This is a genomic window from Micromonospora sp. PTRAS2 (assembly GCF_054052245.1).
Genome location: NZ_JBSWBU010000003.1, coordinates 774,497 through 792,499, shown reverse-complemented (window position 1 = coordinate 792,499; position 18,003 = coordinate 774,497). Strand labels below are relative to the sequence as shown.

Below are 18,003 nucleotides of genomic sequence, written 5' to 3'. Positions count from 1 at the left end.
GACGTGGGGGCTTCCGGCTCACGGTGACCCCGCGAGGTCGCCGGCCTGGAGCGGAGCACGCTGGAGGCTCAGGACGCGGCGACGCGGTCGCGGAAGGTGGTGCGGTAGGCGTGCGGGGTGGTGCCGACCCGCCGGGCGAAGTGGTGCCGCAGCGCCGCGGCGTCGCCGAAGCCGGACCGGCCGGCCACGCTCTCCACGCTCAGCGGGGTCTCCTCCAGCAGCCGTCGGGCCAGCAGGACCCGCTGGTTGGTCAGCCAGTCGTGTGGGGTGGTGCCGGTCTCGGCGCGGAACCGGCGGGCGAAGGTGCGCGGCGTCATCCCGGCGCGGGCGGCGAGCTCGTCGACGGTGACCGGCCGGTCGAGGTGACCCACCAGCCAGGCCAGGACCGGCTCCAGGGTGGGCGCCTCGGGGGCCTTCGGGATGGGCGCCTCGACGTACTGCGACTGGCCGCCGTCGCGGTGCGGCGGGACGACCATCCGGCGGGCGAGCCGGGTGGCGGTGGCCGAGCCGTGCTCGTGGCGCACCAGGTGCAGGCAGGCGTCGATGCCGGCGGCCGTGCCGGCGCCGGTGAGCAGGCGGCCGTCGGCCACGTAGAGCGAGTCGCAGCGGACCCTGGCCCGGGGGTGGCGGCGCTGCAGTTCGTCGACGTACCGCCAGTGCGTGGTGCACTCCCGGTCGTCGAGCAGCCCCGCCGCGCCGAGCACGAACGCGCCGGTACAGACGCTGAGCACGTACGCGCCGCGCGCCTGCGCCCGGCGCAGCGCCGCCAGCACCTCGGGCGGTGCGACCGTGTCGTCGTGCCCGGGGACCGCCACGAGGTCGGCGTCCTCGACCGGCGTCAGGTCCGCGTTCGGGGTGACGAGAAAGCCGGAGGAGGTACGCACCGGAGCGCCGTCGGCGGCGCAGACGTCGAACCGGTAGCCGGGGAAGCCGTCGTCGGTGCGGTCGGTGCCGAACACCTCGGCGAACACGCCCAGCTCGAACGGGACCACCTGGTCCATCATGACGACGGCGACGGAACGGAGCATGTGACGAGGGTAACCGCGCGGGTGGCAGAAAATCGAGGTGCAGTGGCATTCCTGCCACTGTCCCGCCGCCCGGCGGGGGCGCAGACTTGGGTCAAGTCCGGTGCGCACCGGCGGCGAAAGCATCCCAAAGCCTGCGAAAGCGAGCGCCGCCATGGAATCCCTGTTGCTCCTGCTCTTCCTGCTCCTCCTGGCCGCCGCCTCGGCGGCCGGCCTCACCGCCGACACCCGGGACTCGGCGGACTGGAAGCCCACCGACGGCGGCCGCCGGTGGCGGTCCCGCACCTGCTGACCTGATTGCTGTCGGTATGCGCGAGAAATGCCAGGCGGGGCCGGCCCCGAAAGAGGCGGCCCCGCCGACGGCGGACATCCGGCGTACGGCAGGCTAGGAGCCATGGCTGACGGCTCCTGGTACGACGCCGACATCGACCACGTGATCATTTCCGAGGCGCAGATCCGCGAGAAGACCGCAGAGCTGGCCAAGCAGGTGTCGGCGGATCACGCCGACGTCGACGGGCTGCTGCTCGTCTGCGTGCTCAAGGGCGCGGTCATGTTCATGGCCGACTTCGCGCGGGCGCTCGGTCGGCAGGGCCCCCCGGTCGAGCTGGACTTCATGGCGATCTCCTCGTACGGCCAGGGCACCACCTCCTCCGGTGTGGTGCGCATCCTCAAGGACCTGGACCGGGACATCGCCGGCCGGCACGTGGTGGTCGTGGAGGACATCGTCGACTCCGGCCTCACCCTGTCCTGGCTGCTGCGCTACCTGGAGTCGCGGTCGGCGGCCAGCGTCGAGGTCGTCGCCCTGTTCCGCAAGCCGGAGGCGATCAAGGTCCCGGTGCCGGTGAAGTACGTCGGTTTCGACATCCCGACCGAGTTCGTCGTCGGCTACGGCCTCGACTTCGGCGAGCGCTACCGCGAGCTGCCCTACGTGGGCGTGCTCAAGCCCGAGGTCTACGCCCGCGCCTGACCGACGGGCGCGGCGCGGTGCCCGTCAAGCGGACGTTCAGCGCACTCTCAGCTGATCGGACTACGGTAGAGGCCGGTGGTGTGGACGCACCCTCCACGTCCGACCCCTCGACCCGCGTGACCGGGCGGTCGGGTGGCCGGGCGGGGAAACCACGCCACGCCGGCTGAAACCCGGTTCGCCTTACGCGTAACTGCTGGCCTCGCAAGGCCACATGTCGCGCACACGGTGTACCGTCGAGTGACCGTGACGCGGCAGTGACGCGTCCCGGGGTCGAGGCCGGCCCGCACGGCGGCTCCGGCCGCCGCCGCGGCGGCGACAGCCATTCAGACGGTCAGGACGTCGATCAGGAGGATGCGGGCGTCTCGGCGCTCGACAACAGCATGGAACGTACGCGTTTCTTCCGCCGACCGGTGGTCTGGATCATCCTGGTCATCCTCGGCGCCGTTGTGCTCAGTCAGCTGTTCACCGCTGGTCCCAGCTACCACCGCGTGGACACTTCCGTTGCGCTCGACCAGCTGCACACCGCCAAGATCAAGAAGGCGGTCTTCCAGGACAAGGAGCAGACGCTCCAGCTGGACCTGGAGAGCAAGACCAAGTTCGGTGACACCACCACCGACCGGATCGAGGCCCAGTTCCCGTACGAGGTCGGTGACGAGGTCTGGAACGAGGTCCTCGCGGCCAAGGCGGCGAACCGGATCACCGGCCCGGCCGACACCAAGGTGTCGTCCGACAGCGTCTGGGTGAGCCTGCTGGTCAACCTGCTCCCCATCGCGCTGCTCGTGCTCCTGCTGCTGTTCTTCATGTCGCAGATGCAGGGCGGCGGCTCCCGGGTGCTCAACTTCGGCAAGTCCAAGGCGAAGATGATCACCAAGGACACCCCGAAGACGACCTTCGCGGACGTCGCGGGCGCCGAGGAGGCCGTCGAGGAGCTGCACGAGATCAAGGACTTCCTGCAGAACCCGGCGAAATACCAGGCCCTGGGCGCCAAGATCCCGAAGGGCGTGCTGCTCTTCGGCCCGCCCGGCACCGGTAAGACGCTGCTCGCCCGCGCCGTCGCCGGCGAGGCGGGGGTGCCGTTCTACTCGATCTCCGGCTCCGACTTCGTCGAGATGTTCGTGGGTGTCGGCGCGAGCCGGGTCCGCGACCTGTTCGAGCAGGCCAAGTCCAACGCCCCGGCGATCGTCTTCGTCGACGAGATCGACGCCGTCGGCCGCCACCGCGGCGCCGGCATGGGCGGCGGCCACGACGAACGCGAGCAGACCCTCAACCAGCTCCTCGTCGAGATGGACGGCTTCGACACCAAGGGCGGGGTCATCCTGATCGCCGCCACCAACCGGCCGGACATCCTCGACCCGGCGCTGCTGCGCCCCGGCCGCTTCGACCGGCAGATCCCGGTGGACGCCCCCGACATGGAGGGCCGCAAGGCCATCCTGCGGGTGCACGCCAAGGGCAAGCCGTTCACCCCCGACGTCGACCTCGACTCGGTGGCCCGGCGCACCCCGGGCTTCAGCGGCGCCGACCTGGCCAACGTGATCAACGAGGCCGCGCTGCTCACCGCCCGCAAGGACCAGCGGGCGATCACCAACGACTCCCTGGAGGAGTCGATCGACCGGGTCATCGCCGGCCCGCAGCGCCGCACCCGGGTGATGAGCGACCAGGAGAAGAAGATCACCGCGTACCACGAGGGCGGGCACGCGCTGGTCGCCTGGGCGCTGCCGCACGCCGCACCGGTGCACAAGGTGACGATCCTGTCGCGTGGCCGCTCGCTGGGCCACACGCTGGTCCTGCCGACGGAAGACAAGTACACCCAGACCCGCGCCGAGATGGTCGACACCCTGGCGTACGCGCTGGGCGGCCGGGCCGCCGAGGAGCTGGTCTTCCACGAGCCGACCACCGGCGCCGGCAACGACATCGAGAAGGCCACCGGGCTGGCCCGCGCGATGATCACCCAGTACGGCATGAGCTCCAAGCTCGGTGCGATCAAGTACGGCACCAGCGGCGACGAGCCGTTCCTCGGCCGCAACATGGGCCACGAGCGGGACTACTCCGACGCGGTGGCCGCCGAGATCGACAACGAGATGCGGGCGCTGATCGAGCTGGCCCACGACGAGGCCTGGGAGATCCTGGTGGAATACCGGGACGTCCTGGACAACATCGTCCTGGAGCTGATCGAGAAGGAGACCCTCTCCACCGCCGACATGGCCCGGATCTGCTCCCGCGTGGTGAAGCGCCCGCCGATGGCCCCCTACAACGGCTTCGGCAAGCGTCAGCCCTCCACCGAGCCCCCGGTCCTCACGCCGACCGAGAAGGAGGCGCTCAAGGCGCAGGCCCAGGCCGACGGTGCCTCCGTCGGCGGCGGCCTGCCGGGCTCCAACAACTCGGACGGTACGCACTGAGCACCGACCCGACGCCCGGTCACGAGGCACCGATCCCGAGTGCCTCGTCGACCGAGCCCGACACCGACGGTCTGGACTACCTCGCCGCGCGGCTGGTCAACGGCAAGTTGACCGGTCGCCCGGTCGAGGAGTCCGTCGACCTGGCCCGCATCGAGAAAGCCGTACGCGAGATCCTCATCGCAGTCGGCGAGGATCCCGACCGCGACGGTCTCGTGAAGACCCCGGCCCGGGTCGCCCGCGCGTACGCCGAGCTCTTCGCCGGCCTGCGGGTCGACCCGGCGCAGGTGCTCAGCACCACCTTCGAGGCCAACCACGAGGAGCTGGTGCTCGTCCGGGACATCGACGTGATGAGCCTCTGCGAGCACCACCTGCTCCCGTTCCGGGGCAGCGCGCACATCGGCTACATCCCCGGGCCGGACGGCCGGATCACCGGCCTGTCCAAGCTCGCCCGGCTCGTCGAGGTCTTCGCCCGCCGTCCCCAGGTGCAGGAGCGGCTCACCTCGCAGATCGCCGACCTGCTGATGAGCAGCCTCGCCCCGCGTGGCGTCGTGGTCGTGCTCGAATGCGAGCACATGTGCATGGCCATGCGCGGCATCCAGAAGTCCGGAGCGAAGACCATCACCTCCGCGGTACGCGGCGTGCTCCAGCACGACGCCAAGTCCCGCGCCGAGGCGATGGCCCTGATCATCCCCCGCTGACCGCGGGGCAGTCCGACGCCGGGGCGACCACGCGGTCGCCCCGGCGTCGTCGTACCCGGCCCCTGGCCGCGCGGCCGGTCACAGCCCCGCTGATCAACCGGCCAGCATCGCCAGCACGAGCCCGGCGGTGGTCAGCACAGCCGGGACGAGACACACCAGGACCCCCCACCGGGGCGTCCGGTCCACCGGTCTGCCGGCCGGGGCACCGGCCCGCCCGGCCGGCGCGGAGGGCACGGCACCACCGCCGGCCGGCACGACCGGGTCGCCCGCCGGGCGCACCGGGGCCGCACCGTGCGCCGCTGCCCCACCGACGTTCCGCCCGGCGTGGTGTGCCGCCGCCGTCCCCGAGGTCTCGCCGAAGAGGCGGCCCACGCCGATCCAGCCCACGACGAAGGCGGCCGCAGGCATCGGGAGCCCGCACACCAGGGCCACCACGCTCGCCGGGCCGGGACCCGTCGTCGCGTACAGCAGCACCTGGAGCAGCGGAACGACCAGCGCGAGCGGCCCGTAGACCAGCAGGTTGCGCAGCCGTGGCGGCCACGTCCCCGCACCGGTCCGGCCGCGCCCGGCCAACAGGCCGTCCGCCCCGTCCGCCCACTCCCGCGCCGCGCGCAGGGCCGTCGACACCGCCGTCGGCCCGCCGACCATCTCCCGGGCCGCCTCGCTCAACTCCGGCGGCGACGGCGCCAACACGATCGGGGGTACGCCCAACTCGCGCAGCCGGGACCGCTGCGGCGCCAGCCGCTCGCGTACCCCGGTCAGCTCCTCGCGGGCGGCCTGAACCGCCCGGGCCTGCTCTGTCGCGGCGGTCGCCGCGCCCCGGCGTACCCCGTCGAGCTGGCGGGCGGCGGCGACGTATTCCGTCCACGCCGCGGCGCCGTCGACGGCGGGCACCGGGTCGACGCCGGTCCGTTGTCGGACCGGCCCCGCAGCCGGCGGCGCGGCGATGACGCTGATCGACTCCCGGCTCACTCGCCCTCCCCGTCGTCGGTCCCTGCCGTGGCACGGGCGGCCCCCGTCGGGGTGCCGCCGCCCGTCGGGGTGTCGGCTCTCGTCGCGGTGCCGCCTCCCGGCGTGGTGTCGGCTTCCGTCGTGGTGTCGGCTTCCGGCGGGGGGCCCGTCGACGGCGGAGCGTCACCGCCCGGACCGGCGAACGGCACCAGCAGGACGCCCCGCTCGTCCGGGCCGTCCCAGAGCATCGCCCGGCCAGGCCGGGGACGCCACTGCACCGGATGCCCGAACAGCGCCGCGAGCTGGGCTCCCGGCACATCCACCGCGACCACGGCGGCCAGCTTGTCGAGATCGTCCTCGGCCCGGGCCACCGCCGTGAACGGCGGCACCGTGCGCCACCAGCCGAGCAGATGCCGGCCGGCGGGCGGGCCGTCCCGCAGCAGGACCCGCAGCCGGTCCGCCAGCAGCTCGTGAACGGCGGCCGGGTCGGCCGGCCGATCGCGCGGGTCAGGCCCGTTCGCCGGCCGCTCGTTGGCGGCGCGCCGGTCCGTCGGCCGCCCCTGCGACGCAGGCCCGTCAGCCGGTCGCTCCTGCGAGGCGACCCTGTCCAACCCGAAGACCACCAGGTAGCCGGGTTCCTCGGCGGCGACGGCGTCGAGCAGGCCCGGCAGGTCGACACGCTCCACCCGGTGCTGGCCGGCGAGGTCCGCCGCGAGGGCGTCCGCCACCAGTGCCGCCTCGGCGGCGAGTGCGGCCACCACGAACCGTCCCGTGCCCGGTGGGTGGTGCGCCGCGACACTACGGGCCGCGGTGGCCAACAGAGCGACCGCCTCCGCCCCCGGACCGAGGACGGCCAGGTTACGGCCGGCACCCGAACCCAGCGGCACCATGACCGTAGACCGGGACAGATCCACCGCCCGGCCCAGCAGGGCTACCGGCCCCCGCGCCCGCCCCGCGAAGGCCGCCCGGTAGTGCGGATCGTTACGCAACGACGGGCGCGCCCAACCGGCGAAGACGACCGGCGGAGCCGACCGCTCCGGACGGGCCGCCCAGAGCCTGCGCCGCAGCTCCCCGATCGTCTCCGGAGCCTCGTGCGGGTCGGGGAAGCGGACCATCCGCTCGTGTCCCCGGGTGGCACCCCGGGGACCGCCCAGGCCGCCCGCAGTGTTCACCACCGCACTGCCCACCGGCAGCCCGGCCGCGGCGTCGTTGCTCGGCTCCAGCACCGGACCGCCGCCGGCCAGCGCCACCCGCACCGGGAACTGCCCGAGCATCGAGTCGCGGGTCGTCGGCCCGCCGGCGATCCCGAGATCACCCTCCCCGGCCAGGACCAGGTGCACGCCGTACGCCCGACCGGAGCGGGCCAGGGCGTCCAGCCGGGCGACCGCGTCAGTGGCCAGCCGGTCCCGCTCGGCCAACAGGAGCGGAAGATTGTCGATCACACAGACCACCCGGGGCAGGGCCTGATGCTCACGCAGACCGGCGAACCGCTGCCCACCGGCGCGCTGGCCGGCCTCCTCCCGGCGACGGGCCTCCGCCGTCAGCTCGTCGAGGAGGTCCAGCACGTACTCCCGGTCGGCGGCCATCCCCGCCGACCGCACCTGCGGCACCCAGGACCGGTCCCGCTCGGTCTGCAGGAACTCCGCGAACGACTCGCCGTCACCCAGGTCGGCCAGGTGCAGGACCAACTCGTCCGGGCCGTACCGGGCGGAGAGGCCGAGCAGCACGTTGCTGAGGAACGCGGCACGATCCGCCCCGGACCGCCCGCTGACCAGCCAGTGCGGGGTCAGCTCGGTGAACCCCACGGTCACCGGACGGCCACCCGCGTCGCCGACCGTGGTGGAGACGCCCTCCGCGGAGCCCACCGCCCACAGTGGCGCGGTCGGGTCGGGCAGCAGGTCGGCCAGGCTGAGCCGGGAACCGGCCTCGATCTCCGCGGCCAGCCGTCGGCACACGGCGTCGACCAGCTCCGACGGCGGATCGTCGTCGACGAAGACGGGGGAGTTCAGCCCGCCGGGTGGCTCCGCCCCCGGACCCGCCAGGGAACCACCCGGCGGGTCGCCCAGCAGTGCGTACGCGTTGCGCATTGCCAGCGGGGTGGCCTGCGGCAGGGGAGCCCGGGTCGCGTACGGGCCGGCCGGTGGCCAGCCGGCCACGATCAGGTGCAGGCCGGCAGCCCGACCCCGCGCCGCCAGCGCCTCGACCCGATCCAGATCGGCCGGATCCGTCGCCTCCGGCCACCCGGCCACGACCAGCAGCAGCGTACGGTCGTGCCGGCGCGGCCGGCCACTGCCCGGCGACACCCACTGCTCCGCCTCGGTGAGCACGGCCCGCAGCCCGGCGACGTCCGTGGCCGGCGGGGGCAGCAGGCCGGCGTCCGCGAGCCCGGCGAACGGGGCGAACGTGCCAGCCGGTGGTGCGGCCCGTCCGGTGCCGGTGCAGCTGGTGTCGGTGGTCGTGGCCGGGCTCGCGCCTGCGTTCGTGGCCGTGGCCGTGGCCGTGCGTGCGGCGGTGGCGGTGCTCGGTCCTGCGCCGGGCACAGTGTCCGTTCGCGCGCCGGTCGCGGTGCCGACGGTGGTGGTGCTGATGCTTGCGGTGCCGGTCCCGTCGACGACGCGGACCAGCAGGCAACCGGCGGGCGTCGCCGCCAGCAGGCGCAGCAGCACGGCCCGGAGCAGCCCTGCCACTCGTGGATCCCGGGCGTCGCTGTCGATCGTCAGATGGCCGGTGCCGAGCAGCGGCACGAGGGCGGGGAAGCGTGCGTCGTCCAGCGGCGCCGCCATGCCCACCCGGACGAACGGCGGTGGACCCTCGCCCGAAAGGGCCGCCACGGTGAGCGTCTCCAGTGACGCCCCCGCCCAGCCCGGTGCGAGCAGAGCCGCCGTGGACCGCAGCCGGTCCGCCAACTCGTACTGCCGGCGCTGGTCGGCTGGCGCGGGCCGGATCTCGTCGAGGATGGCGGCCGCCGCGGCGGCCGTCGCCTCCGCCCTGCGGTGCAGGGCAGCGGCGCGGTTGGTGCGTGTCCTCGGACCGAACACCGCGTCCACCCCCTCGTCCCGAGGTTGGGAACCCCTCCCCGAGCAGTGACGGTATCCCAGGTCCCGCCCGTCCTCAGGGATGCGGCACGGCGGGTGCGCCGGAGATGTCCGTGACCGGTCGGATTCTCACCGCTGGGGGTCGTCCTGTCACGATCCGCTGCATCCTGGGCATTGGGTACGAGGCGTCCAGCCGATAGCCTCAAGGGGTGGAATCAGTGCAGCCCCCCGCCGGTTCCCAGGTCTCCCGCGTACCGGCGCAGCGGACCCCGCCGGAGCAGTTGGTGCCCCCGTCGGGGACACCGACGCCAGCACGTCGGCCGGGGCGGGTGCGGACCATCATCACGGTGGTGGCCGGGGTGCTCGGGTTGCTGCTCGTCGGCGGCGGTATCACCGCCTTCGTGCTGTACGACCGCGCGACCAGACCGGATCGCAGCGCCCCGGACGTGGTGGTCGTCAACTACCTGCAAGCATTGCTGGTCAAGCGAGAGCAGAGCAGAGCGGTTCTCTTCAGCTGTGGTGATCGACTCCCTGAGATAGAGGCGTTTCGCGACCAAATGATGGCGAAGGAACGAGAACTCGGCGTCTCAATCTCAGTCAACATCGAAAACGTGCGTGTCGAAAGGAGCGGCTCCTCGAGCGCAACTGTGCATGCAGTGATCAGGAGAAGTGCTCAAGTCGATGGGGTTCAGCAGAGCCTGACAGATGACTGGCGCTTCGACCTGTCCGACCGAGAAGGATGGCGTGTTTGCGCAGCCCAGCCAGGTTGACCTCTACTCGATCCAGAGGAGATGGACCGGCACCTCCAAGGTGGTGGGCGGCTGACCTCGCCAGGCCCAGCGATACCACTCCAGTTCCGGCGTGACCCGAACGCAGATGTCCCCCTCGGCCCCCGAGTAGGTCTCGGTCACCGCGCGGAGGTCCCGCTGCTCACCGGAATCGGCTACGTGCACGACCCGGCGTCCCGTGACGGCGCCGGCCTCGAAGACGGGAGTCGGCGCCCGATGAGTCGGCGCGTCCAGGGAGACCAGGTTGACGCTGGAGACCCCGACCGGCGGGACGCTCGGCCGGTTTCCCAGGGTTTCCACCCACACCCGTTCGACCGGCACCAGCGGGGCAAAGACCTCGACCTGCTCGGACTCCGCGCGGTACCACTCCTGCTCGGGAATGACCGGCACGTAGGTTCGGCTGTTCTGCACGACGCGTTCGTCGGCGCGCAGGTCGCCGCGCCAGCCGAGACCAGGCAGCCCGACCAGCACCCGCCGTCCCCGCAGTTCGACCCGTCCGGTCGCGGGCACGATCTCGACCGGCCTGGGTGGCTGGGGCGCCCAGTCAGGCTGGTCGGCGAAGGGGTCGGGAAGTGGCCCGGTCATGCGTACCGGAGCCCTACGCCTTGCCGTTCAGCGGCGCGCCCCGGTCCCGCATGAAGGGCACCGGGTTTACGGCACCACGACTGGACCGGTCCCCGTCGAGGTGCACCTCGAAGTGCAGGTGCGGGCCGGACGAGTTTCCGCTGCTCCCGACCTCACCGATCACCTCGCCGGCCTTGACCAGTTGGCCGGGGACCACCCGAGGCTTGACGATCATGTGGCAGTACCGGGTCACGTAGCCGCCGGCGTGCAGCACGTCGACGAACCAGCCACACCCACCCTTGCCCGGATAGCCGTCCACATCGCAGCTCAGCTGGCCGTTGTTGGCAGGGTCGCAGCGGGCGACCAGCACCCGGCCCGTTGCCGCCACGCGGATCAGGGTGCGCTTCGGCGCAGCGATGTCCACCCCGTTGTGCCGGGGGCGACTGGCCGTCCGGAATCCGGAGCCGACGCCCCCCGGAATCGGCGCCGTCCAACCCGAGGCGGCGATCTGGCCGCGGGAGGCGGCATTACAGATGCTGCGCTGAGCCACCTGCACCGTGCGGGCCGCCCCGCCGGCGAGCGCGTCGACGATCTTGCTGGCCAGTTCCTCGTGCTTCGCGTAGGCGTCGGGGAACGCGCTCACCTGCACCCGTTGCGCGGCCCGGGTCAGCGAGAGCTGCTCCCATCCCGGGACCTTCACCAGCTTCTCGTAGAACTTGCGTGACGAGTAGGACGGATCCTGCAACTGCTCGGGAGACCCCCAGCCCTGGCTGGGACGCTGCTGGAACAGACCCACCGAGTCGTGGTCGTTGCGGCTGCCCAGGTGGGGAAGGTTACGTAGGCCGGACTCCTGCATGGCGGTCGCGACGGCGATCACCCACCCGCGAGGCGGGACCTTCATGTCCGAGCCGACCTTGATGATGACCGCGGCGTTGCGGATCTGGCTCTCCCCGTACTGTGCGAAGCGAGGCATCTTGCCGGAGACCTTGACCTGGTGGGACGAGCCGCAGGCGGACTGGGTCTCTGGGGAGAGATCGTCGCTGCCGCCGCTCAGTTCGGTGAGGAAGAAGGCCGCGGTCCCTCCGGTGCAACAGAGCAGCGCGAGCGTGGCGGTCAGTGCTACGGCCAGCGCGCCGAGCCGCAGCTTGCGCCGCGGGCTGTCGCCGTCTCCCATGTGCTCGCTCATGTCCGCTCCCAGTCCACGGCGTCGACCAGCCACTGCCCCTCGGGGGCCACCAGTTCCAGGCGTAGCCGCCCGGTGTCGAGCGGAACCAACACCTCGACGAAGCGTTCCGTCCGCGGGCGGAGGCTCGCTTCGCCGGCCGTTCGTTCCGCCGGAACACCCGCCGGATCGGCGCCCGAGAGCTTCTCGGTGAGCTCCGGGGTGGAGAGCGGGCGCAGGGCCTCGTGCCACTCGTCCGCGCTGTTCCCGCGGCCACCGAGCCACGCGGCGACGAACCGGTCCGCGATCTGCTCGGGGGTCGGTGCGCCGGGGCGGGTCACCGGCGTCGGGGGCGCGGTGCCGCCGAGTACACCGTCGTCACCTGAGGTCGGGTCGACGGTGGTGATCGGCTGCCGGGGCCGATTGCTCAGCCCTGCCGCCGGGTCCCCCGGACCGGACACCAGCCGGGCGGCACCGATCACACCGAAGACCAGAATCCCGATGGCCAGCGCGATGCCCAAGCGGGACCGCAACACCCGAGTGAAGAGATACTCCACCGCTCGTCGCATGGCCCTCACCGCGCTTCGGTGCGGATCCGCGGTGCGGAAGGCCGGGGCGTGGCCGGCTCGGCGGCGCCGGGCCGGTAGATGACGAAGGACGGGTTCTCCGCCGGAACGTCCGGCTCGGTCCAGGTCGAAGGCTGGCGGCGTCGTGGCCGGGGCGCGGCGGGCCGCGCGGGGCTGCGCTGTTCCGGCACGGTGGCCTCGTCGGGACGTTCGCGTCCGTCGGGCCGCTGCCGCTCCGCGGCGTTCGCGTTGCCGACGGCGGCGTGGCTCGGGTCCTCGTGCCGGGCCTCGGGCCGCAGAGTCGTCCGCTCGACCGTTGCGCCGCGCTTCCGGGCCACGGCCGGCTCGTTCGTGCCACCAGGCTCGGCCACGTCGAGCCTCGCAGCGGTGCGCATGTCCCGGAAGAACCGTCGGTGCCACGATCCCGCCGAGCTGACGGCCTCGCTGCTGTCCTTGCCGCCGAGTTGGGTGATCCGCCGGTACGGCCGCAGCAGCAGCCAACCGACCACCCCGCAGAGCCAGACGAGCACCACCTGGAGCCAGCCCGCCAGGGTCGCCGTGCTCATGATCAGGTCCACGGCGAAGAGGTAGATGGCGGCTCCGGTGCCGAAGATGGCGATGTTGAACACGGCGGCGACGACGGCGTTGGCCAGCCGGCGCAGCCCGGCGCTCGCCGGGCGCATCAGCCCGATCGTGCCGAGGATCGGCGCCGCGATCACCGCCCACCGGAAGATGAGGAAGCCCAGCAGCACCAGCAGCGACGCGGTGAGGTCGAACATCGCGAAGAGCAGCGCGGCGAGCACGGCGATGAAGCCGGAGCCGACCCGGTCCATGTCCCGGATGCCTTGGAGATACTCGTAGGCCTCCGGGTCTTCGACTCGGATCTGTTCGGCTACCTTCATCCATTGCTGCTTCTTGGCCTCGTTGGTGGCCGGCCTAGTGGCAGGATTGGCGCGCATTGACTGCGCCTCTCCCCAGGTGAGGGCGCGTGCATCGTAGAGAGCTGGGCCGTACTTCTTGGCCGTCTCGCTGTCGGCAGACCCCAGGACACCTCGTAGCCAATTGCGGTACAGCATGGTCTCGGTCGCAGTGTCGCTGGCTCGTACTGCGGGCGATCGGTTATCTTTGCAACGCTCAGGCGAGTCTATGCAACGACCTGGTGCCGGTTCCTTGGCTTGGGGTCCGACAGCGTCGTGTACCACTCCAAGAGTCGTGATCAATGTTCCGTCTGCCAGGTTGGCCGACTTGACGGGCCACGCAGCTAGTGCAGTTACGCTCACCATCACCAGGAGCGCCCAGCCCGCCGTGGTCATCGCATTGCTCATGTCTGACTGCCGCGAGCGCCAAAGTAGGTAGAGCCCCACTACGCAGAGCGTGATGATGCCAAAGACGCTGAACACCTTCTGGTAGACGGCTTTAGTGGCCTGATCCACGAGAGGGTCTGCCCAGCCCCACATGGACCGAGGGTCCCAGGCGCGTTCCCGCATCGCGTTCGAAGCGCCTATGATCGCGGTGGCGATCATGAATTCACCGTTGGCTACCGTCGTCGTGAATTTGTAGTCGGGATGGAGGACCGTGGAGGCACAGCCGCCGGGTATGTCGTAGGTGGTATAGCCGTAGCCGCCATATCCGTAGAGGCTGTACTGGCCAGTGACGCCGCTAGAGGCCTCCTTGGTTGGAGCGCTAGCAAACCATCCCGCCAAGCCGGAGTCGGGCGCACTTGGTGTCGGCGCCTCTAGACATTGGGCACGTTCAGCCGAAACGTCCTGCAATTTGCCGACGCAGGCTCGGAAGTCCGCCTGCCATTCCTGGGTGCTGCACAGGTCAGCCTTGGCCTGCGCGGTCGGCAGGGCGGCGTACGCGGCGTCGCCGCCCACGACCGGCCAGGAGACCGTGGCGCCGGCGAGTACGCCGAGCGCGAGCAGGAACGCCGCTATTCGGGCCCGGCCCCTCGCCATGTCACGCCTCCAGGTCCGCGATGGTCGGCAGTTGGCCCGCTGCCGCGGCGACCGCGGCGGGGGTGGTGTCCAGGTGGTCCAGCAGCCCGTCGACGTACGACACGTCCACCCGGACCTTCTGCACCCGCCCGTCGACGTCGCGCATGACGAACTCGCGGAAGCCGAGCCGGGTGGCGGAGGTGGCGTCCGCTGTGGACAGGGAGGCCAGTGTCGCCTCGTACCCGTCGTTGACGGGGACGCGGAGCAGCCGCAGCGCCTCGGAGGCGATCTCGGTGTCCTCGGCGATGCGGCCGACGAACACGGTGGAGACGAGGTTCTGCACGTCGAGGCCGAGGATGTCGCGCGGGTTCTGCGATGCCACCAGCGCGGCGAGGTTCCATTTGCGGGAGTCGCGGGCGAGGCGCACGAGGAACGACCGGCCGGAGCGCCAGCCCTCCATGAAGTGCGCCTCGTCCAGGCCGACCAGCTTCCTGGAGGACATCGACCCGCCGTAGCAGCGCCGCACCGCGAGCCGGTGGGCGGTGTGCAGCATGGGCAGCGCGAGCGCCTCCTCGGCCGACCAGTACTCGCGTTCGATCTTGAGGTCGGGCAGTCGCAGCCCGGCCATGGTGATCACGGTCAGTGCCGCGTCGGCGCCGAGCAGCCCCTCCGGCGGGCGGCCGAAGAAGAGCATGGCCAGCGGCATCTCGGCGGTGTCGAGCAGCAGGTTCGCCAGTTCCTTGCCGGCGTCGTCGTCGAGTTGACCGAGGCAGGCGACCACGTCGTCCAGCGTGGACGTCTCCTCGGCCGGCACCTGCCGGACCGCGTGCCGGAACAGGGTGGCGGTGGACGCCTCGCGGGCCACCTGCGGCGGCACGAGCATCATGCAGATGTCCTGCACCAGCATGCGCCGCTCGGCGCGGGCGTTGGAGACCGCGATCTCGAACTCCCGGTCGCCGGCCGCACCGGCGCTGAACTCGCTGCGCAGCGGCGTCGGGATGAGCGCGTACGGCGCCAGCGTCCCCTGCTCGGACCCGGTGAGGTTGAGCACCCGCGAGTATGGCCGCAGCTCCGGCATGCTGCACAGCCGGGCCAGCGGGCCGGACGGGTCGAGCAGGGTCACCTGCACCCCGCGCCGGGCGGCCAGGTAGCCCAGTGCGCCGAGCAAGGTCGACTTGCCGCCGCCGGGCTCGGCGACGAAGACCGCGAGCCCGGAGCGTTCCCGCACCTCCATCGGGAAGTGCAGGTCGAGGAAGACCGGCCGGCGGCAGGTGCCGGCGGTACGCCCGATCAGGTCGCCCCGCCGGTCGCCGACGGTGGACGCGGCCTGCGGCAGCGCGGCGGCGAGCAGGTTGACCGGCATCCGCCGGACGTAGCCGGTGTTGGCGATCGGCTCGCCGGGGATGAACTCGCGGGCCAGCCAGTCCTGGTTCTTCGGGTGCTGCAACGACACGCGCAGTTCCCGGGAGTAGAGCTGGATCAGCCGGCGGGCCCGCTCCAGGCACTCCTCGCGGGTGCGGCCGCCGACGGCGATGCGGTGCCAGCCGTGGGCCCGGGCGGAGTCGACCGGCAGACCGGTGGTCATCTCGTCGCCGATGACCAGCGCCCGCTTGGCCAGCCGCTCCAGCTCGGGCGGGGCGTCGATGCCGTGCTCGGCGTAGTCGAGCTGCTGGGAGCGGATCATCCGCAGCCGGTGTTCGAGGTTGCGGAAGGAGTCACCGGAGCCGAGGATGTCGACCCGGGTGGAGATCTCCATCGGCCAGGGCAGCCGCTCGTGGAAGTGCAGCCAGGGCTCGTGTCGCTCGGGGATCTCCAGCGGCTCCATCCGGCCGACGGCGAGCACGGCCACGTGCCGCTCCTCGCCGGTCATCCGGTTGACCAGCTTGACCGTCGACCCGTACGGGGTGCGGTACCGCTCCACCTGCTCGGTGAGGGCGAGCAGGTCGCCGCGTTCCCACCGGCCGTTGGTGACGGGGGAGAGGGCCCCGGGCGGGGCCATGCAGAGCGCCACCGAGCGGTAGAGCAGCCACTCCAGCTCCTGGGCCGTGACCCGCCGGCCGCGCATGCCGAACGCGCCCAGCACCTCGTCGAACTGCTCGACGGTGCGGCCGAGCTTGCGGCGTTCGCCCTCGGCGACGCCGCGGCCGAAGGTGCGCAGGAGCCGTTCGGTGAGCGAGTCGCCGAGGGAGCGCCGGGCGAAGGTCACCCCGAGGTACGTCTGCCCCTCGGCGTGGTTGACGGACAGCAGGTGCCGCTGGGCGGCCACCAGGTGGTCGCCCCAGCCGGTGGTGCCCGCCACGTCCGGCAGCGGGGACGCGGTGTGCGCGTCGATGGTGCGGGCCCACTCGTCGGCCGGGAACGGGCGGGTGGTGCGGCGCAGGTGCAGCCGGAAGCCGGCGAGGCCGGCGTACTGCTCCGAGATCGCGGCGAGCAGGGCCTCCCGCTCGGCGTCGGGCCGGAACGCCCAGCGCACCTCGGGCAGCCAGTACCACGCCGTGACGGTGTTGGGGGTGAAGGTCAGGTGGCCGGCGATCTCGGTGATGGCCAGCTCGACCGACGGGTCACGGTCCCCGAACTTGATCTTCGGCGGCTTCACCTGCCGCGCGGGGCGGGCGGGCTTCGCGGGCTTGGCCGGCTTGGCGGGTTTGCCGGCCCGCTCCCGCCGTTCGGCCGTCCGCTGCCGGGGTGCCGTCACCTCGCGGCCGGCCGGGGGCTGCGCCGGCTCCGCCGCCGGGCGTGCCGGTCGGTCCGGTTCCCGGCCCCGGGGCGGGGCCTCGGCGTTGCGCTGGGGCGACGAGAGGGAACCGCGCTGCGGGGCCGGCGTGGCACCGCGCTGCGGTGCGTGCCCGGCCTCCCGCCGTGCCGACGCCTCGGCGTCCCGCTGCGGGGACCGCTCGGGCTCCCGGCGCACGGGCGGCTCGGGGTCCTGCCAGCCGTACGTCTCGTCGTCGGGGTCGGTGGGCGGGGCGACCGCGACCGGGGGCGGCGGCAGGTCGGGCGCGGGCACCGGTCGCGCCGCCGGCAGCCGCTCGACGTGCTGCTGGGGGACCCGGGGCCGGCCGTGCGGCGTGGGGGCGGCGGGGGGCCGTTCGGCGGGGGCCGGCGGGATCTCGGCCCGCGCGGGCGGGGCCGCGACGGCCGGCGGCTGGTGCGGGATCGGGGGGTGCTCGCGGGCCGTGGGTCGGGGCGGCGCGGGCAGCGCAGGCCGGGGCACCGGGTGGGCGCCGCCGAAGAGGTCGAGGAACGGCGAGTCGATGTCGGCACTGTCGGCGACCATCGGCGGGCTCGGCTCGGGGCCGGCCGGCGCGGGACGCCCGGGCGTGGGTCGGGGTGCCTGGAAGACGCCGACGCGGCCGTGGCCGGGGGTGGTGGCCAGGGCGGGGTCGAGGGCGACCTCGTCCAGATCCTCGTCCGGAGGGTAGTCGAATGAGCGCGCACGGTTACCGTGCGTGGCCGCGTGACGTCCTGCCGGGGAACCCGGCGTGGAAGAGCGACTCATGCCACCGCCTCATCCGCGTGCTGCTTCGGCCCGATCGGCGTACGCCCGGTCATGCCAGTTCCTCCCGGATCCTGATCCGGCTCGCCACCAGGCGCGGGTCGCGCTGCTCGGCGGCCGACTCCCGGGTGCGCCGCCAGTCGGTCAGCGCGGTGCGGATCACCATGCGCGCGGGCCGGTCGGGGTCGACGTACCGGAAGATGAACGAGGTGCTCACGATGGCGAGCGCGATCTCCCAGGCGGGAAAGAGCTCGACCTGCAACGTGAACAGCCAGTGGATGAACATGTAGAGGGGTACGAGCAGCATGAACACGCCGTACTGGGCGTACGGCAGGTGGACGGGCAGGGTGTAGCCGGGCGGCCCGAGGTAGACCAGGCGGGCCCGGTAGATGTCGTCGTCGGTGCGCAGCCGCATCTG

The 18,003-nt window shown here is 72.5% G+C and carries 13 protein-coding genes and 1 pseudogene; 5 read left to right on the top strand and 9 right to left on the bottom strand.

Annotated elements, in window-relative coordinates:
• Window positions 1-68 precede the first annotated feature (68 nt).
• A complete protein-coding gene (locus ACVMYR_RS14475) occupies window positions 69-1,028 on the bottom strand; it encodes a GlxA family transcriptional regulator (protein WP_091278054.1) in 960 nt (319 codons plus the stop codon).
• A gap of 151 nt (window positions 1,029-1,179) precedes the next feature.
• Between ACVMYR_RS14475 and ACVMYR_RS14470 the strand changes: the two genes are divergently transcribed.
• The 4 genes from ACVMYR_RS14470 to folE all read left to right on the top strand — a co-directional run bounded on the left by ACVMYR_RS14470 (window position 1,180) and on the right by folE (window position 5,086).
• Window positions 1,180-1,317 (top strand): hypothetical protein, encoded by a 138-nt coding sequence (locus ACVMYR_RS14470; RefSeq protein WP_396726277.1) that lies wholly within the window; start codon window positions 1,180-1,182, stop codon window positions 1,315-1,317.
• A gap of 102 nt (window positions 1,318-1,419) precedes the next feature.
• The gene (gene hpt, locus ACVMYR_RS14465) at window positions 1,420-1,992 is read left to right on the top strand and encodes a hypoxanthine phosphoribosyltransferase (RefSeq protein WP_043964985.1); all 573 of its coding nucleotides are present in this window, start codon (window positions 1,420-1,422) and stop codon (window positions 1,990-1,992) included.
• A gap of 380 nt (window positions 1,993-2,372) precedes the next feature.
• Window positions 2,373-4,388, top strand: a complete 2,016-nt coding sequence (gene ftsH, locus ACVMYR_RS14460; protein ID WP_077938020.1) for an ATP-dependent zinc metalloprotease FtsH — start codon at window positions 2,373-2,375, stop codon at window positions 4,386-4,388.
• A gap of 32 nt (window positions 4,389-4,420) precedes the next feature.
• Window positions 4,421-5,086, top strand: coding sequence for a GTP cyclohydrolase I FolE (gene folE, locus ACVMYR_RS14455; RefSeq protein WP_043964986.1), 666 nt, complete (start codon window positions 4,421-4,423; stop codon window positions 5,084-5,086).
• Between the two features lie 93 nt (window positions 5,087-5,179).
• Here the strand turns inward: folE and ACVMYR_RS14450 are convergent, their stop codons facing one another.
• Both ACVMYR_RS14450 and ACVMYR_RS14445 read right to left on the bottom strand, forming a co-directional pair.
• On the bottom strand, window positions 5,180-6,058 hold the full coding sequence (locus ACVMYR_RS14450; RefSeq protein WP_077938013.1) for a hypothetical protein: 879 nt from the start codon (window positions 6,056-6,058) through the stop codon (window positions 5,180-5,182).
• 179 nt (window positions 6,059-6,237) lie between these two features.
• Window positions 6,238-8,445, bottom strand: a pseudogene (locus tag ACVMYR_RS14445) (FtsK/SpoIIIE domain-containing protein); the annotation flags it as partial.
• Between the two features lie 977 nt (window positions 8,446-9,422).
• Between ACVMYR_RS14445 and ACVMYR_RS14440 the strand changes: the two are divergent.
• Window positions 9,423-9,842, top strand: a complete 420-nt coding sequence (locus ACVMYR_RS14440) for a hypothetical protein (protein ID WP_457121990.1) — start codon at window positions 9,423-9,425, stop codon at window positions 9,840-9,842.
• A gap of 3 nt (window positions 9,843-9,845) precedes the next feature.
• Here ACVMYR_RS14440 and ACVMYR_RS14435 read toward each other — a convergent pair whose 3' ends face one another.
• The 6 genes from ACVMYR_RS14435 to ACVMYR_RS14410 are packed head-to-tail and all read right to left on the bottom strand — an operon-like array spanning window position 9,846 to window position 18,000.
• Window positions 9,846-10,445, bottom strand: coding sequence for a hypothetical protein (locus ACVMYR_RS14435; protein ID WP_043964990.1), 600 nt, complete (start codon window positions 10,443-10,445; stop codon window positions 9,846-9,848).
• 13 nt (window positions 10,446-10,458) lie between these two features.
• A complete protein-coding gene (locus ACVMYR_RS14430; protein ID WP_457122057.1) occupies window positions 10,459-11,598 on the bottom strand; it encodes a M23 family metallopeptidase in 1,140 nt (379 codons plus the stop codon).
• An 8-nt stretch (window positions 11,599-11,606) separates the two neighbouring features.
• Window positions 11,607-12,164 (bottom strand): hypothetical protein, encoded by a 558-nt coding sequence (locus ACVMYR_RS14425; protein ID WP_396789612.1) that lies wholly within the window; start codon window positions 12,162-12,164, stop codon window positions 11,607-11,609.
• Window positions 12,161-14,110: an MFS transporter gene (locus ACVMYR_RS14420; RefSeq protein WP_457121989.1), complete on the bottom strand. Its 1,950-nt coding sequence runs from the start codon at window positions 14,108-14,110 to the stop codon at window positions 12,161-12,163. Before ACVMYR_RS14420 ends, ACVMYR_RS14425 begins: the two co-directional genes overlap by 4 nt.
• A gap of 1 nt (window position 14,111) precedes the next feature.
• Complete coding sequence (locus tag ACVMYR_RS14415; protein WP_457121988.1) at window positions 14,112-17,588, bottom strand: ATP-binding protein; 3,477 nt, start codon at window positions 17,586-17,588, stop codon at window positions 14,112-14,114.
• 49 nt (window positions 17,589-17,637) lie between these two features.
• A complete protein-coding gene (locus tag ACVMYR_RS14410) occupies window positions 17,638-18,000 on the bottom strand; it encodes a hypothetical protein (RefSeq protein WP_043965000.1) in 363 nt (120 codons plus the stop codon).
• Window positions 18,001-18,003 lie beyond the last annotated feature (3 nt).

Bases quoted from the DNA above. Each gene is read 5' to 3' on its own strand.
- ACVMYR_RS14420 (WP_457121989.1), bottom strand. From the start codon at position 14,110: ATGGCGAGGGGCCGGGCCCGAATAGCGGCGTTCCTGCTCGCGCTCGGC.
- ACVMYR_RS14475 (WP_091278054.1), bottom strand. From the start codon at position 1,028: ATGCTCCGTTCCGTCGCCGTCGTCATGATGGACCAGGTGGTCCCGTTC.
- ACVMYR_RS14415 (WP_457121988.1), bottom strand. From the start codon at position 17,588: ATGAGTCGCTCTTCCACGCCGGGTTCCCCGGCAGGACGTCACGCGGCC.
- ACVMYR_RS14410 (WP_043965000.1), bottom strand. From the start codon at position 18,000: ATGCGGCTGCGCACCGACGACGACATCTACCGGGCCCGCCTGGTCTAC.
- ACVMYR_RS14470 (WP_396726277.1), top strand. From the start codon at position 1,180: ATGGAATCCCTGTTGCTCCTGCTCTTCCTGCTCCTCCTGGCCGCCGCC.
- ftsH (WP_077938020.1), top strand. From the start codon at position 2,373: ATGGAACGTACGCGTTTCTTCCGCCGACCGGTGGTCTGGATCATCCTG.
- ACVMYR_RS14430 (WP_457122057.1), bottom strand. From the start codon at position 11,598: ATGGGAGACGGCGACAGCCCGCGGCGCAAGCTGCGGCTCGGCGCGCTG.
- ACVMYR_RS14435 (WP_043964990.1), bottom strand. From the start codon at position 10,445: ATGACCGGGCCACTTCCCGACCCCTTCGCCGACCAGCCTGACTGGGCG.
- hpt (WP_043964985.1), top strand. From the start codon at position 1,420: ATGGCTGACGGCTCCTGGTACGACGCCGACATCGACCACGTGATCATT.